The organism is Paenibacillus koleovorans NBRC 103111 (assembly GCF_004000845.1).
Classification (GTDB): domain Bacteria; phylum Bacillota; class Bacilli; order Paenibacillales; family NBRC-103111; genus Paenibacillus_AA; species Paenibacillus_AA koleovorans.
In genome coordinates, this window is the sequence record NZ_BIMA01000044.1 from 14,652 (window position 1) to 30,437 (window position 15,786).

The window sequence follows — 15,786 nt, forward strand, 5'->3', positions numbered from 1 at the left end:
TGCGGAGCTGGACCTGCAAGACCCCACTTGGTTCGAGTGTATGCTTCCTGGTGAAGTGCTGCAATTTTTGAGCGAGAGATCGCCCCGGGACGCCTTATTCACGGTCGATGGGGGATTGTCCGCCTTGCATGCGCAGACGAACCTCTCCCTACATCCGCAGCGCCGCCTGCTTACCACCATACGCTGGATTACTCCGGGCTATGCCTTGCCGGCCGCCATCGGCGCCGCCATGGCAGGGCCGGACCGTTCGATCCTTTGTCTGACCTCCGGTCGCAGCCTGCTGATGAATGCTCAAGAGCTCGCGGTGTGCGCGCTTCGGCAGCTGCCGATCGTCCTATTCGTGGCCGGACATCCGGAGGATCGGAGCCGACCGGATTTTCCCCGGCTTGCCGAAGCGTATGGGCTGCAAGGAGCTTCCTGCAGCAACTTGGAGGAACTGAATGTCGCTTGGGGGCAAGCGGAAGCAGCCCGCACTACATTCTTGATCGAATGTAAGGCGGGCTGGGGGGCGCAGAGCTAGCTAGATCCACTTTTGCAGGAAATCATAGCTTTCATCAAGGGCTTCCATCGGCGGGTGATGCCCGCTAGCATGATTGAGGAAAAAATAGTGCGAAGGATCGGAATAGCCGGCTCGCTGAATGTACTCCAGTGCCTCGTCGCTGTCGTAAAGTCCTGCGAGCAGCACGAAGGGCTTGCATCCGCCGCTGCGAAGGAGCTCCGCATGATCCATATGGGCGGCTTTCAGCTGATGGAGCTTCTCCCCCCAATACCACGGATCCGACCAATTCGAGCGCTCCCAGTCCATCCCGAAATCGCTGCATAGGATGGCTTTGATCCGGGGGTCCAGACAGCCCGTGTATAACGCCATTTTCCCTCCAAGCGAATGTCCGGCTATCCCAATCCGACTGGCATCGACGCGAGGATCGGCGCACAGCAGGTCCACCAGCAACTGGGTATCGGCAACTAGCTTGCCCATGCCGGTCCACGTTGGATGGTCCCGTAGCAGAGCTTCGGCGGATAATACCCATTTTGAAAAATCTGCGTGTTCCTGCTCGAGGTTTAGGTAGGTCAGGTAGAAGGCGTCCGCTATAACCGCCGCATACCCGCGGCGCACCAGATGCAAAGCCATCGCCAAGTTAGGTTCATGGGTCGGCTCGAGCGTGTCGAGGTTGTATCCAGCCATCCGGACGGGAGTGTAAAACGGGACGACTACAGCCGGCATGCTGGGGGTGCTCGTTTTGGGTAGCATCAGCAGCGTCCTTTGCACGGTCCCGGGCCCGTTCGCTTGCTCGTACACCTCTCCATAGAAATCAGCCGTCTCGAATTGGCGAATAAGCCGGAGTTGAGGCTCGTATTCGTAGTTATCCGGTTGGCCTAGTAGTTGAAGCCATTGTTGAATCTTGTCATTTTGTAGGTTCATTTTGCTTCCCCCTCATAGTCCTATAAGCCTATTATATGGTAAGATTCATAGTAATGAATATCTATTATCGCCATCAAGGCAAATAGAATTATTGCGAGGGGATTACTAGTGAAAATGAATGGGCGGAACTTCAAACACGTGATTGGAAAATGGATGATACTGAGCTTGACCTTGCTTGCCGTCATGGCTGGTATCCAGGTGGATCCGGCGCGAGCAGAGACTGTCGAGCATTGGAGCCAGTATGGCAGGATGGGGATCGTTCAGGGAACGGAAGTAGGAGCGTTTAATGGAGCGTATGGCGTTGCGGTCGATCATGACGGGAATGTGTATGTCGCGGATCGGCAGAATCATCGCGTCCAGAAGTGGACGGCCGCTACGAATACATGGAGCATACTGGGGTCAAGTGGAGGTGGCGGTCCGGGAGAGCTTTCTTTTCCGACAGGGGTCGCCGTTGATAACGACGGAAATGTCTATGTGGCGGATGGCGGCAACCAGCGTATTCAGAAGCTGTCGGTAGATACCGGTACATGGACCGTCTGGTCGAGGAATGGCGGGGGGAGCGGGACCGGCTTAGGGGAGTTTAGCGCACCGGCAGGAGTAGCGGTTGACAGTGCCGGGAACATTTATGTAGCGGATTCGAACAACAACCGGATTCAGAAATGGACGATTGCGACCCAAACATGGAGTGAATGGAAAAAGAGCGGCGGGGGTAGCGGCAGCGGGCTTGGGGAATTCAATAATCCTACGAGTGTAGTTGGGGATGCTGCAGGGAACATGTACGTCGCGGATTCAAATAATAATCGTGTGCAAAAGTGGACGGCCGACACTTCAACTTGGAGTGAAATAGGAAGCGTCACCTCCCCCAGAGGGGTTTTTTTAGATGAAGATGGAAACTTATATATTGCGGGCAACGATCTCATTGCCAAGTTGACAGCTAGTACGAATACTTGGAGCGAATGGAAGAAAGCTGGCGGTGGAGCCGGAAGCGGGTTAGGTGAGTTCAATGGTGTATATAATGTGGCCATAGACACCCATGGCAACGTATACGCTGCAGATGCAAGCAATAATCGCATTCAGAAATGGACGGCGGCAACGGATCAATGGAGCGAAATGGGGCTGAAGGGATTTATTTCCGGCAGTGGGTGGGGAGAGTTCAGCAGTCCGTCAGGCGTAGCAATAGATCACAACGCGAATGTTTACATAGCCGATACGCAGAACCATCGGATTCAGAAGCTTGCGTCTGCAACAAATGCTTGGAGCGAATGGAAGAAAAGCGGCGGCGGGAGCGGCAGCGGTCTGGGCGAGTTTAATGCTCCGACAGGGGTTGCCGTCGATTCTGTGGGGAACCTGTATGTAGCCGATCGAGGCAACCAGCGGGTCCAGAAGTGGACGGCCGCAACGGATACTTGGAGCGAATGGAAGAAAAGCGGTGGAGGTAGCGGCACCGGCCTAGGGGAATTTAATTTACCGGTCGCCATCGCCGTAGATAGCCTTGGCAATCTCTATGTGGTGGACACGCTGAATCATCGCGTCCAGAAATGGACGGCCGCTACAGAAACTTGGAGCGAGTGGAAGAAAAACGGAGGAGGCAGCGGCAGCGGTCTTGGCGAATTTACTAATCCGTCTGGAGTAACGGTTGATAGCTTAGGTAACGTGTATGTAACGGACCGGTGGCACCGCATCCAGAAGTGGACAGCCGCTACGGAACAATGGACCGAATGGAAAAAGAGCGGCGGCGGAAGCGGCAGCGAACTCGGGGAGTTCAATAGTGCGACCGGTGTATTCGTTGACCGTGCCGGGAACTTATACGTTGCCGATCGAAGCAACCATCGCATTCAGAAGTGGACGGCGACTACGGATACATGGAGCGAATGGAAGAGAAGCGGTGGCGGAATCGGCAGCGGGTTGGGCGAGTTTAATCTCCCCAATAGTGTAGCTGCAGACGGTGCCGGGAATTTGTATGTGTTGGATACGAATCGCCTGCAGAAGCTCACGGTCGTGCCTTCAGAAGCGGCCAGCCTTACTGCTACGGCAGGGGATCGTCAAGTTACCTTGAACTGGAACACCGTTACGAATGCCACTTATTATGAGATTTACAGAGGAACGAGTTCACAGTCTTACGACGTCGGGCCTGTTGCTACCGTTACAGGAATCACTTACCAGGTAACCGGACTGACGAACGGGACGACCTATTACTTTGCGCTCAAGGCAGGCAATCTGGCAGGGACTGGACTGACTTACTCGAATGAAGCCATTGCAACGCCGCAGGACCCTTTGCCTCCAGTGCAGCCGGCGGATCCGGCGGATCCGCCAATCCAGCAGCCGGTTGCCGAGGATAAGAGCGTGCAGGTGCTGATCAATGGCAAGGTTGAAAATGCAGGCACCGCGGCGACTACAACCGTGAACAACCAAACCGTAACGACCATTACCGTCGATCCGAAGAAACTGGCGGACAAGCTGGCCGCGGAAGGGGACGGCGTCGTCATCACGATTCCGGTAAATACGGGATCGGATGTTGTCGTAGGTGAGCTGAACGGCCAAATGGTGAACAGCATGGAGCAGAAAAAAGCGGTCGTCGAGATCAAAACCGCTAACGCCTCCTATACGCTGCCTGCCGGACAGATTAATATTGGCGCCATCTCGCAACAGGTTGGGGCGGGTGTAGCGCTTCAAGATATTAAGGTGCGAATTGAAATTGCCGAGCCGACAGCCGACTCGATCCGACTCGTTGAAAGTACGGCGAGGGCTGGGAACTTCGAGATTGTGGCCCCTCCGCTTGAGTTCAAGGTGAGTGCCGTTCACGGAGATCGAACGATCGAAGTCTCGAAGTTCAATGCTTATGTAGAGCGAATGATCTCCATCCCGACCGGCATGGATCCGAGCAAAATCACGACAGGCGTCGTCGTCGAAGCGGACGGAACCGTTCGCCACGTACCGACTCAGATCGTTCAGATCGAGGGCAAGTACTATGCTAAAATCAACAGCCTGACCAATAGTATCTACTCGGTTGTATGGCATCCGCTCGCATTCGGCGATATGACGGGCCACTGGGCGGAAGCGCCCGTTAATGATATGGGCTCGCGGATGGTCATCAACGGTATGAGCAACGGGGTGTTCGCTCCCGATCAGACGATCACCCGCGCGGAGTTTGCCGCGATAATCGTTCGGGGCCTGGGGCTGAAGCTGGAAAAAGCCGGGGGATCCTTTGCGGATGTGCGCCCGACTGACTGGCACAGCAACGCGATTCAAACCGCGTATGCCTACAAGCTGATCGACGGATTCGAAGACGGCACCTTCCGCCCGATGGATCAGATTACGCGCGAGCAGGCTATGACGATCATGGCCCATGCAATGCAAGTGACCGGGCTCGAAGCGAAGCTTTCCGTGGCTGAAGCAGCCGCTTTGCTGGGTTCGTTTCGCGATGCGGGCAGCGCGTCGGCGTGGGCGTTGGACGGGATTGCCGCTTGCTTGCAAGCTGGGCTCGTGTCCGGCCGCGGGGAGGATCAGCTTGCTCCGCAAGCACCCATCTCGCGAGCGGAAGCGGCAGTGATCGTTCAGCGGTTGCTGCAGAAGTCCGATCTGATCTAGGCTGAGGTTTAGCCCGTCCCGCTCCCGTCTGCGTCCGGTATTTGGGGCGAGATACGCGTCGTTGTCGAAGGTCCAAGTGTTACACCTAATATTAAATTATTTTAATACCAGCAGCGGCAGCCGGCATTCAGCCAACTGCCGTTGCTGGTTTGTTTGGCTAGGGAGAAAGAGAGAAGGGCGCTTCTACGATCCAGATTCCTAAGGGCTCTCGAACACTTGCCGCAATTCAATCTGGCCTTCCCCATACCCTTGCGGATCCGGCATCCGCATGGCCCACTCGATCGCTTCTTCCCGCGACTTCACATCAATCAGAATGAACCCAGCAATCAATTCTTTCGTTTCCGTAAAGGGGCCATCCGTGACCACAGGTTTTCCACCTGGTTCCGGGAACGAAAGGCGGATCCCATTTGAGCTGGGATGCAGTCCTTTCGCCATAACCCGCACGCCTGCTTTAATGAGTTCCTCATTGTACTTGGACATGGCTTCCCTGAGCTCTGGATTCGGGAGATTGGTGCCTTCCGAATTGTTCGAAGCTTTGACAATCAGCATGAACAACATGACTTTTCCTCCTACGATTGGAGTAAAAACCTTATTAGAAGACCACCCCTACTCAGCCTCTGTATGAATACGACGAACAAGTGCAACCAAAATTGACAAGATGAAGAAAATGTATGGGCAGGAGAGTCCTTTTCGATACATAATAGTTTAACGGCATCCTAGTTTCATTTTCAACGGTTGTATGTAAGTCCCGCCCAGGTGTATAAGATTTATACAACTAAGTACCAAAATCGGCTTTTTCCCGGGTCAGAAGTACAAGATTTGTACATCTGACCTTGATTTTTGCCGTCCAGATGTCCATTTTTATACTTTGACTGCGAAAATAGCCTGCTGTTGCGTGTAGATGTACAAATCGTCTACATCTGCAGCCGATATTGGGGTATTTTGAGCTTCAGATGTAGAAACGCTGTACATCTGATCCGGGACGGGGAGCGTACACCCACCAGACCTGGCATTCAAGGAGCGAGGTTTGGTTCTTGAGGTTCGGGGCAGAGCCGGTATCGCTTGGCGATCATGTTTTGGAAAAATAAGTTTGTCGAGGATTGGTCGCTTCTTTCTACATTAGATCACATTAAATTCATAGGCTACTTTCATAATCAGAGAATAACTCGAATGTGGGATATGAGCCAGAACAACGCATTAGAAGGGCTTTATATTAGCGATTTTTAGAGGCACTCACCATGACCCCAACCATCGCAGCTGTCGCAGCCCGCGCTCCATTTCTGATCGAATACAAGGCGGGCTGGCGGACATAGGGTTGGTGAACTAGAGACACTTTTGCAAAAAATCATACCCTTCATCAAGAGACTGGCATGATTGAGAAAGAGATAGTGCGAAGGATTGGAATAGCCGGCTCGCTGTATGTACTCCAATGCCTCGTAGCTGTCGTAAAGTCCTGCTAGCAGCACGAAGGGCTTGCATCCGCCGCTGCGAAGGAGCTCCGCATGGTCCATATGGGCGGCTTTCAGTTGATGGAGCCTCTCTCCCCATTTGTTGCGTTCATTTGATTCATGCTGGTTCTCCTTAGGCCGATCGATCGTTTGTTTTGCTGCGGGAGATAGTCCAAGGCGTTCCTAAATAGGCGAGGGCCCAGCGGTCAAGACCGTACCACCCAGCGACTTTCCAGCCTAGCACGATCCAGGTGGCCAGGATGAATAGCAGAGGATTCGTGCTCAAAGTGCCGGCAAACAGGAAGCTGGCATTCATGAAAGCCCCGAAGAAGGCCGCAATCCCGGTCAATAATCCAAGAATAAGGCCAAGACCAACGAGCAGCTCGCCGAATGAAACGAAGTAGGAAAAAAGTTTGACGTGGGGAAGAACCATGTTCTCTAAAAAGTTTGCGTACCAGCCGGTTACGTCTTTGCCGCTTTCCGCCTTGGCCAAGGCATTTTTGACGAAGCCTGTCAAGGCCGCTCCTGCATCGGTTCCTACCCATTTCTCGCTATTGACTTTGCCCCATCCGGATTTTAACCAGGCGTAGCCTAGATACAATCGGATCAGGAGCCAGATCAGTCCGGATCTCGTGTTGTTGAACAAGAAATTCGAAACCGGGTTTTCAGGAATGTTAATGTTTTTTCCGCGCAATTCTTCTTTAATAGTCAACGTAATCCTCTCCTTATAAGGAAGTGTTTTTATTATTTTACACCTCCGAAGGCAAGGTCTGCTGTGACTTTTCTAACACTTGTTCAGATTTTTGTCGGCCGCTCGGGTAATTGCTTCAGCACCGCAGTAGACCGATCAGCTCACGAACTGCTGCAAAATCTTCTGGATGATCTCACGCTGCACCGGCTTGCTGACATACTCGTCCATCCCGGCAGCGATGCACGTCTCCCGATCCCCCTTCAGGGCATTGGCGGTGACGGCGACGATGCGCGGACAATGCTCCTTCAACTCGGCCTTGATCGTCTTCGCTGCATCCAAGCCGTTCACGATCGGCATGTGCAGATCCATGAAGATGAGGTCAAACGACCCTTTGCGCGCGGCTTCAACCACATCGATGCCGTTGTTGACGTTGGTGACCCGGTGACCCATTTTTTCAAGCATCTTGGTCATGACCAGCTGGTTAATGACATTGTCTTCCGCGATCAGAATGTTTGCCTTGCGTGACGATTGCTGCACAGACGGACGAGCCTCTTCCCGCTGGGGGAGCGAGGACTGCTTGAGCGGAATCGTGAAGGTAAACTTCGAGCCGCATCTCCCATCGCTTTCCGCGTAGATCTCTCCGCCCATCATGTCGACGAGCTTGCGGCTGATGGCAAGACCAAGGCCGGTACCTTCATGACTGCGCGACAAAGAGCTGTCCAACTGGGCGAACGGTTCAAAAATATCGGTGAGCCGCTCCGGATCCATCCCGATGCCGGTGTCCGTTATGATAAAGGCCAAATGGGAGGGGGTTTCCTTCATTTTCATCACCTTCACCGAGATGCTGCCCTTGAGCGTAAATTTGACGGCATTGCCGAGCAAGTTGAGCAGCACCTGCTTCAAACGTTCGGCGTCGCAATAGACTAGATCCGGAATATCGTGATTGATCGTGTAGGAGAGCTCCAGCTGCTTTTCGTCGGCTTGGGTGGAAACGATGTCCAAGCTCTCGTTGATAATATCGCGCAGATCAACGCTATCCTCTTGCAGCTCGCTTCGACCCGCCTCAATTTTGGAAAGGTCGAGAATGTCGTTGATAATGTTGAGCAGGCTATCCCCGCATTTCCGAATGATCTCCAAGTAGCTTCGTTGCTCTTCGGTGAGATCAGTGGAGTCCAGCAACAGATCGGTCATGCCCACCACCCCGTTCATGGGGGTCCGAATTTCGTGGCTCATCATCGCCAGAAACTCGCTTTTGGCTTTGTTCGTGGACTCGGCCGTCTCCTTGGCCAGCATCAATTGCTTCATCTCAGAGATGTCCTTGCAGATGAGGTAAAACCCGATATTCTCCTCATTCACGAAAATCGGAGCCAAACTCGTAAGCACATCGACGGTTTCATCATCTTTGGTGACGATCGTGTTGATCTGCTGTTCAATCGTCTCGTCGTTCAGCGCCTTTTCCAGGATGAGGTTCACGTTCGCCTGTCCGATCAAATTCGAAAGCTTCATCCCGATGAGTTCCTTGTGCACTTGGTACCCGGTCAGCTTCTCCGCCATCGTGTTGGCGTTTATGATGATGCCATTGAGGCCGAAGGAGATCACGGCGTCATGGTTGTATTTTTTGAGAGAGGTATAGCGCTCGACGGATTCCTGCAGCCGCCGCTCGGATTCTTTCTGCTTGGTAATGTCGATTAGTTGGGCAATGTAATATAAAGGCTCGTTCGCCGCGTCGCCGAACAATTGGAAGGTAAGCAGTCCCCACAGCACATAGCCGTTCTTTTTCATAAACTGTGTTTCGAGCTGGACCTCCGTAGTGTCGTCCTTCATCCGCGCTCTAAGATCTTGAATGCTTCTGATCTCCTCGTCGGGGTGCAGGAGGTCGTTAAACCGCTTGCCATCAAACTCCTCCTGGGTATGGCCGAACATGTGCTCAAAGGCAGGGTTGACTGTCAAAATTAGACCGTCCGGCGCAACAAGAGCGATCCCGAAGGAAGCGTGCTCAAACACTTGTTGATTGAAAGATTCCTGATTCAGGTTTACGCGTTGCATGACTGACCCCCGATAATCAAAAAAGAATAGGTTACAAAGTGGGTTACCCTTCTATTAGTTTACTGAAACAGGCCGCGCGCGGCTACCCTGTCAATAGACCCGGATGGGCGATGCCGAGCCTTGCTACAGCCTATTGGTGTTGACTTTGTAAGGTCCATTTTCTCATAAACCACTTGTAATAGGCATGGGTCACCAGGAAGCCTAACAGAAGCGAGGACCAAGTGTAAAACCAGTTCCAATTCAGAAACTTGATCAAATTCGTATGTCGCTCAATCAAGACTTCTACCACGGTCATCCATGTAGGCCAGAAGAGATACCAACCAATTACCTTAGAGATGCTCTTATGACGTGGAAGCCGAAGCACGAAAATGACGCAAGTGGCCGGGAGAATAAAATATTCGAACGAGAAGCTGGTCTGAGTGGCAATGGTGAACTCACGGACAGGATACTCCAGAAGCTGAAATTCCACAGCAAGTAGACCGAGGACCCAGGTGATAAATTGTACAAATAGAAATACGATCTGAGCTTCATGGATTTTGTTCCGAGGGGTGAAGAGGAGTAGTAGAAGCGCCGCTGTTACCAAGCTCAAAGCCAGAACCAACCGGTCTATCATTTGTTCACCTACGCTGTTTTTAATACTTTCTAGTGTGGCCCCGTATACACAGCGGCAAACGTGTTCTCATAGGAGGTGCCCGCGGAGGAACGGATTTCTATGCAAAAAAAAGACCGGAGCAAAACTGTGAAAACGACAGTGAAAATGATTCTTGCGTGAGAGAAGAAGGAATTGAAGCCGATGTCGAGAAGATCCTGTAGAGGGTGACCTGAAGGAAACGGGAGGGTGGCGGAGAGTGGCCAAAAAGCGCCGGAAGAGCTTCGTGATGGATTACGTCCGTTCAGGCAAAGTGCTGATTCCCTTGTGCTTGATGTCGCATGAAGATTTTATGTCGTTTATGGAGGCTTACGCGGAGGGGAAAATCGAGCTGATTACAAGGTTTTTCACTTAGTGGCTCTGGAAGGTTGAATACGGAAAATTTCGGAACCAGCTGCGGCTGGTTTTCTTTTTGACAGATAAGGGGGACGCCTGCTAGTCGCGATGGCTGGAACGGTGATTTTCCGGTCAAGGTTTCCGGTGGAGCGCATGAAGCGGGTCTAAACGCTCTAGTCCGATTTTTTCGGACTGTGTGGCAGGCGCGAAGCGTTCTCTAGTCCGACTTATTCGGACTAGGGAGCAAGGGTACGGGCGCCACGCCGCTCGAGAATGCATTTCGCCTCGACTTCTGGCTCGCACCGGCGAGTGATCCAACAAGATTTGGAATAGAACCACGGAAACCTTGTTGGGCGTTGGAAACATTATTTGCCGTGACTTATTTTTTCACCCTAGTGAAAAAACGTTTCTCTAGACCCACATTCCCTTCGGTTGATATGATAAACGGGCATATCGAAAGCCGGAGGGAGTAAGGACATTGGAGCAGCAGCAGCGATACGATAATTTAAAACTGGGCGAACGGGGAGCCTACATCAGCATCGTGGCCTATATGTGCCTCTCCGCCCTGAAATTGATCGTCGGCTTCTACTCGGGCTCGGAGGCGTTGAAAGCCGACGGTCTCAACAATGCAACCGATATCGCCGCTTCCGTCGCGGTGTTGGTTGGGCTCAAGCTGGCCCAGAAACCAGCCGACGATAATCATCCGTATGGACATTGGAAATCCGAGACGATCGCTTCCTTGGTCGCTTCGTTTATCATGATGGCCGTGGGGCTTGAGGTGCTGATCGCCGCCGTGCTCTCGATCTTCCGGGGAAACGGGGAAGCCCCGGATCTCATTTCGGTATGGACGGGCCTGTTCTGCGCCATCGTCATGTTCCTAGTGTATCGCTATAATAGAGCGCTAGCTCAGCAAATCAACAGCCAAGCCGTTATGGCAGCGGCGAAGGACAACTTTTCCGATACGCTTGTAAGCTTGGGTACCGTGGTCGGGATCTTGGGTCCGCAGCTTCATCTGCCTTGGCTGGATCCGGTCACGGCGGTTGTTGTAGGAATGATTATCTGCAAGACGGCATGGGACATTTTCCGCGAGGCTTCCCACCACTTGTCGGACGGATTCGACGAAACCACGATTCAGGTCTACAGAGACACCGTGCTTAGGGTCGACGGGGTCGAGGAAGTGAAGGAAATCCGTGCAAGAAATTATGGCAGCAATGCGGTAGTCGACGTGGTGCTGTCCATTAGTGCCGACTTGGAATTTCAAGAGGCTCATGCGATTGCTACGCGTGTGGAGAATGAACTGAAGAAGACGTCGGAAGTGATCGAAGTCCATGTCCACTATGAGCCTGCTTGATGGGGGAGGGGGAGTTTCACAAAGTTAGGGGAGGGCCAAAAGAAGCTTTCCAGAATCCTTACCATTTCCGCCGATATTCCGGCTTGCTCCTCTTGGGACATCCTCCCGATACTGGCATTTCCCTCATCGACTGAGCAGTCTCCCCATCATACCTCCCAAACCGAGTATAGAGTACTACGCAGCGTTAGAGTCAGCCCTCAGAGTGAAACTACCATCAGAAAGAGTCTACCATCTCAACTAGTCTTAGGTTATTATAGGAGGAATACTCATTTGGGGGGATACGGGTGTCTACCATACAGGCCATTGTATTGGACTTGGACGGAACCTTGCTCGGCAGCGACAAAACCATTTCTCCACGGAACTATCAGGCGGTGAAAACCTGTTATGATTCGGGGATCCCGATTATCGTAGCAACGGCGCGGCCTCCCAGAGCGGCCAATCGATTCGCCGAGCGGTTTCCTTTTGCAGATTATATGGTGTACTACAATGGGGCTCTGGTCACGTGCGAATCCAAGAAAATGAAGCGACACATTAGCATTCCTGCGGAGATTAGCCGGCAAATGAATGCATTTATCGAGCTCCAAGCGCCTCAATCGAGCCTTTCCTACGAGGTCGATGACTCCTGGTATACGTGCAGACCCGTACCGGACGAGCAATGCGCCAGCCTGGGTATACGCCCGAACGATCCGAAGCCACAAGTGGTGGACCCGGATTTCTTTAGCTCACTTTCCCCGACCAAAATATTGCTTCTAGGTTGTAGGACATGGAAGGCTATTGTGGAGCAGTTCGGCGACCACGTGAACGTAATGGCAACCGACGGCGGAGTATTGGTACAAATCATGCCCAAAACCGCCTCCAAGGAAGAAGCTGTGCGATGGGTGCTGGATGAGATCGGGGTGAAGCCTGAGCAGGTGATGGTATTCGGGGATGATTATAATGACTTGGGACTATTCCGAATGTGCGGATTTCCGGTCGCCATGGGGAACGCGATTATGGAGTTGAAGGATTGTGCGGCGCATGTGACGGATACGAATGATCGCGATGGGGTTGCGGCGGCGATTGAGCGGTTTATGAAATCAGAAGAACAGAACGTAATCCAATAGGGCGGGCCATCCATCCATGAATCCTTCCATTCTAGCAACCAAGCTATATATCCCCGCGTCGCGGACTCAGGTTGTCCCCAGGCAGCGCCTGATCGACCGGCTGAACGAAAATCCGAACCGCAAGCTGACATTGATTTCGGCCTCTGCCGGGTTTGGCAAAACTACTCTGGTGAGCGAATGGGCCGCTAGCTGCGGTATGCCTGTCGCATGGCTGTCGCTTGACGAAGGGGATCAGGACTCGTCGCGTTTCCTGGCTCACCTTGTCGCTGCTCTGCAGACGGTTGCCCCGCCGATAGGAGCAGGTGCGATCCAGGCAATCCAATCTCCACAACCTCCAACAACCGAGTCGATGCTAACGTCCTTGCTCAATGAGCTTTCCGCTCTCCCTTACCGAATGCTCCTCGTGCTGGACGACTACCATGTGCTCGAAGCCAACTGGATCGACCATGCGATCGGCTTCCTGCTCGAGCATCTCCCCCCGCAGCTGCACCTGGCTATTGCCACCCGTGAAAATCCGCAGCTGCCTTTGGGCCGTTTGCGCGCGATGGGCCAGTTGACCGAATTGCGAGACGCCGACTTGCGTTTTACGCCCGAAGAAGCGGCTGCTTTCCTGAATGAAGCGATGGGACTGAATCTTGCGCCGGGCGAAATGAAAGCTCTGGAAACGCGCACGGAGGGTTGGATTGCGGGGCTTCAGCTGGCGGCGCTCTCAATGAAGGGACGCAAGGATATCCCCGCGTTCATCAGGGAATTCGCCGGAGACAACCGGTATATCATGGACTACTTGGTTGAAGAGGTGCTGCAGCGCCAGCCCGAATCGATCCGGAGCTTCTTGCTGCAGACCTCCATTCTCGACCGGCTGCACGGCCCCTTGTGCGACGCCATTACCGGCCAGGAGGATGGTTTTGCGCGGCTCCAGTCGTTGGAGCAGGGCAGCTTTTTTATCGTGCCGCTGGATGACCGTCGCCAATGGTACCGGTACCATCATCTCTTTGCCGAGGTTCTCTCCGCTCACCTAAGGTCGGATCAGCCGGATCAAGCAGCGGCGCTTCATCGACGGGCCAGTCTGTGGTATGAGCAGCAAGGTTTGGCGGAAGAGGCGATCCGTCATGCGCTGACCGCCGAGGATTTCGCGCGAGCGGCGAGCCTGATCGAGCAGGCGATACCGGCCCTGCGCAGAAGCAGGCGGGAGTCCGCGATGCTGGGGTGGCTGCAGCCGCTCCCCGACGCGCTGATCCGCGACCGGCCGGTGCTCTGCGTATGGTATGCCGGGGCGTTGCTCGCCGGCGGGAAGCTGGACGCGGTGGAGGCCCGCTTAAGAGACGCCGAACGGTGGTTGGAGCCCGAGGCGATGGGAACGGCGAGGGGGTTGCAGATGCCCGTGCCGCCTCCATCGACATCGCCGCTGATGTCGATGTCGAGGGAGGCAGCGAATCACGAGCGGGAGCAGGCCCCTCCATCCTCCGTGTCCGGAACGTCCGGGATGGTGGTCGTGGACGAAGAGGAGTTTCGCCGTCTCCCGGGTTTGGTCGCCGTGTATCGGGCTGGGCTGGCCCTTATCCTGGGCGATGTGCCTGCCGTGATGAAACACGCGCAACGGGTGCTGGACCTCGTACCTGCAGACGATCATCTGCCGCGCGGAGCGGCAACGGCGCTCATGGGACTGGCATACTGGAGGAGCGGCGAGCTTGAACGAGCCCACCGGATGTTTGCCGACGGCATAGCGCATGTGCAGCTCGCCGGGGCGATCTCCGACGCCATCAATGGAGCGATCGCGATAGCCGAGATCCATACGGCGCAAGGCCGGCTCCGCGAGGCGAAACGTGCTTATGAGCGAGGATTGCAGCTGGCGGCGGATCATGGCGAGCCCGACCTGCGAGGGACGGCGGATATTTATGTAGGGTTGAGCGAGCTGTATCGAGAGCGGGATGATCTGGATGCCGCCGCCAAGTATTTGTTGAAAAGCAAGGAACAAGGCGAGCACACCGGCTTCCCGCAATACCGCTATCGTTGGCACGTCGCCATGGCTCGAATACAGGCTACTCAAGGAAATGGAGACAGTGCCCTAAACCTGCTCCACGAGGCGGAGCGGCTGTACGTGCATGACTTTTTCCTGGATGCACGACCTGCAGCGGCTTTGAAAGCTCGAGTGTGGATAGCGCAAGGGAGGTTGAGCGAAGCTCTGGACTGGGCGCGGGAACAAAGCTTGTCCGCCTCGGACGAGCCGAGCTACTTGCGCGAATTCGAGTATATTACTTTGGTAAGGGTGCTTTTGGCCCAGTACAAAAGCAACCGTGCGGACCGCTTGATGCATGAAGCGACAGCTCTGCTGGAGCGCCTGCTCCGGGCGGCGGAGGAAGGCGGAAGAGCGGGGAGCGCGATCGAAATCCGCATCGTACTGGCACTGACTCACCAGGTGAGAGGCGACATCCCGACTGCGCTGGTGCAGCTGGAGCATGCGCTGACTGTGGCGGAGCCGGAAGGTTATGTGCGCGTTTTTGCGGACGAAGGCAGACCCATGGCGGCTTTGTTGGAAGAGGCAGCGAAGCGGTCAACCCCCGCGAGCCCCTATGCCCGGCGCCTCCTGACAGCCATCGGCAGAGCGGAAATCAGCGTACCCCAACCGACGTCTATAGCTGCAACGCTTCCCGAGCCGCTAAGCGAACGCGAGCTCGACGTGCTTCGGCTGCTCAAGACTGACTTGAGCGGCCCGGACATCGCCCGCGAGCTGATGGTGTCCTTGAACACCCTGCGGACCCACACCAAACATATTTACGACAAGCTTCAAGTGAACAGCCGCCGAACCGCCGTCCGCCGTGCGGAGGAGCTTGGCTTGATCTAGGCGGAGAAGACAGTTTGGCGGACAATAGATGCTTTATTTGCAGTCAAACATTTTCGATAGGCCCGTCTTCCCAGCACACAAACCCAACAGCCACCCTTACAAACCTGATCGGTGATCCATCGCCGTCAGGTTTTTTTGTTGTATAGGATGCTATAGACATGCAGAGTTGTGGATAAAGTGCGGCTAGTGCTTTCTTGATCTGTGACCTTGTTGCGTATGGTCTTCTATTCCCGGTTCTGTGCTGTAGTGGCGAGCGCATGAAAAGGTCTGTACGCCTAGTCCGATTTTTGCGGACTGCGTGACAGAAGAGAA

Annotated in this window: 11 protein-coding genes; 6 read left to right on the forward strand and 5 right to left on the reverse strand. The window is 54.1% G+C overall.

Translation table 11 applies throughout. The features are described 5' to 3' along the window. Positions 1-40: 40 nt before the first annotated feature. On the forward strand, positions 41-520 hold the full coding sequence (locus tag PKO02S_RS33290) for a thiamine pyrophosphate-dependent enzyme (protein WP_246067067.1): 480 nt from the start codon (positions 41-43) through the stop codon (positions 518-520). Here the strand turns inward: PKO02S_RS33290 and PKO02S_RS16035 are convergent, their stop codons facing one another. Then, positions 521-1,420, reverse strand: coding sequence for an alpha/beta hydrolase family protein (locus tag PKO02S_RS16035; RefSeq protein WP_127584603.1), 900 nt, complete (start codon positions 1,418-1,420; stop codon positions 521-523). A gap of 114 nt (positions 1,421-1,534) precedes the next feature. Here PKO02S_RS16035 and PKO02S_RS16040 point away from each other — a divergent pair, with 114 nt between their 5' ends. Beyond that, positions 1,535-5,008, forward strand: a complete 3,474-nt coding sequence (locus PKO02S_RS16040) for an S-layer homology domain-containing protein (RefSeq protein WP_127584605.1) — start codon at positions 1,535-1,537, stop codon at positions 5,006-5,008. A gap of 198 nt (positions 5,009-5,206) precedes the next feature. Here the strand turns inward: PKO02S_RS16040 and PKO02S_RS16045 are convergent, their stop codons facing one another. The 4 genes from PKO02S_RS16045 to PKO02S_RS33670 all read right to left on the reverse strand — a co-directional run bounded on the left by PKO02S_RS16045 (position 5,207) and on the right by PKO02S_RS33670 (position 9,806). Continuing rightward, positions 5,207-5,566, reverse strand: coding sequence for a YciI family protein (locus PKO02S_RS16045; RefSeq protein ID WP_127584607.1), 360 nt, complete (start codon positions 5,564-5,566; stop codon positions 5,207-5,209). 1,023 nt (positions 5,567-6,589) lie between these two features. Continuing rightward, positions 6,590-7,168, reverse strand: coding sequence for a DoxX family membrane protein (locus PKO02S_RS16050; RefSeq protein WP_127584610.1), 579 nt, complete (start codon positions 7,166-7,168; stop codon positions 6,590-6,592). Between the two features lie 135 nt (positions 7,169-7,303). Beyond that, positions 7,304-9,193: a PAS domain S-box protein gene (locus PKO02S_RS16055; RefSeq protein ID WP_127584612.1), complete on the reverse strand. Its 1,890-nt coding sequence runs from the start codon at positions 9,191-9,193 to the stop codon at positions 7,304-7,306. Between the two features lie 130 nt (positions 9,194-9,323). Then, the gene (locus PKO02S_RS33670; protein ID WP_127584614.1) at positions 9,324-9,806 is read right to left on the reverse strand and encodes a CBO0543 family protein; all 483 of its coding nucleotides are present in this window, start codon (positions 9,804-9,806) and stop codon (positions 9,324-9,326) included. A 235-nt stretch (positions 9,807-10,041) separates the two neighbouring features. Here PKO02S_RS33670 and PKO02S_RS32410 point away from each other — a divergent pair, with 235 nt between their 5' ends. From PKO02S_RS32410 to PKO02S_RS16075, 4 genes are all read left to right on the forward strand, one after another. Next, entirely contained in the window at positions 10,042-10,197 is a 156-nt protein-coding gene (locus tag PKO02S_RS32410; protein WP_164821484.1) for a hypothetical protein, read from the forward strand. A gap of 459 nt (positions 10,198-10,656) precedes the next feature. Further along, a complete protein-coding gene (locus PKO02S_RS16065) occupies positions 10,657-11,529 on the forward strand; it encodes a cation diffusion facilitator family transporter (RefSeq protein WP_127584616.1) in 873 nt (290 codons plus the stop codon). 284 nt (positions 11,530-11,813) lie between these two features. After that, entirely contained in the window at positions 11,814-12,632 is an 819-nt protein-coding gene (locus PKO02S_RS16070) for an HAD family hydrolase (protein WP_164821485.1), read from the forward strand. A 16-nt stretch (positions 12,633-12,648) separates the two neighbouring features. Beyond that, positions 12,649-15,474, forward strand: coding sequence for a winged helix-turn-helix domain-containing protein (locus PKO02S_RS16075; protein WP_127584620.1), 2,826 nt, complete (start codon positions 12,649-12,651; stop codon positions 15,472-15,474). The last annotated feature ends 312 nt before the right edge of the window (positions 15,475-15,786 follow it).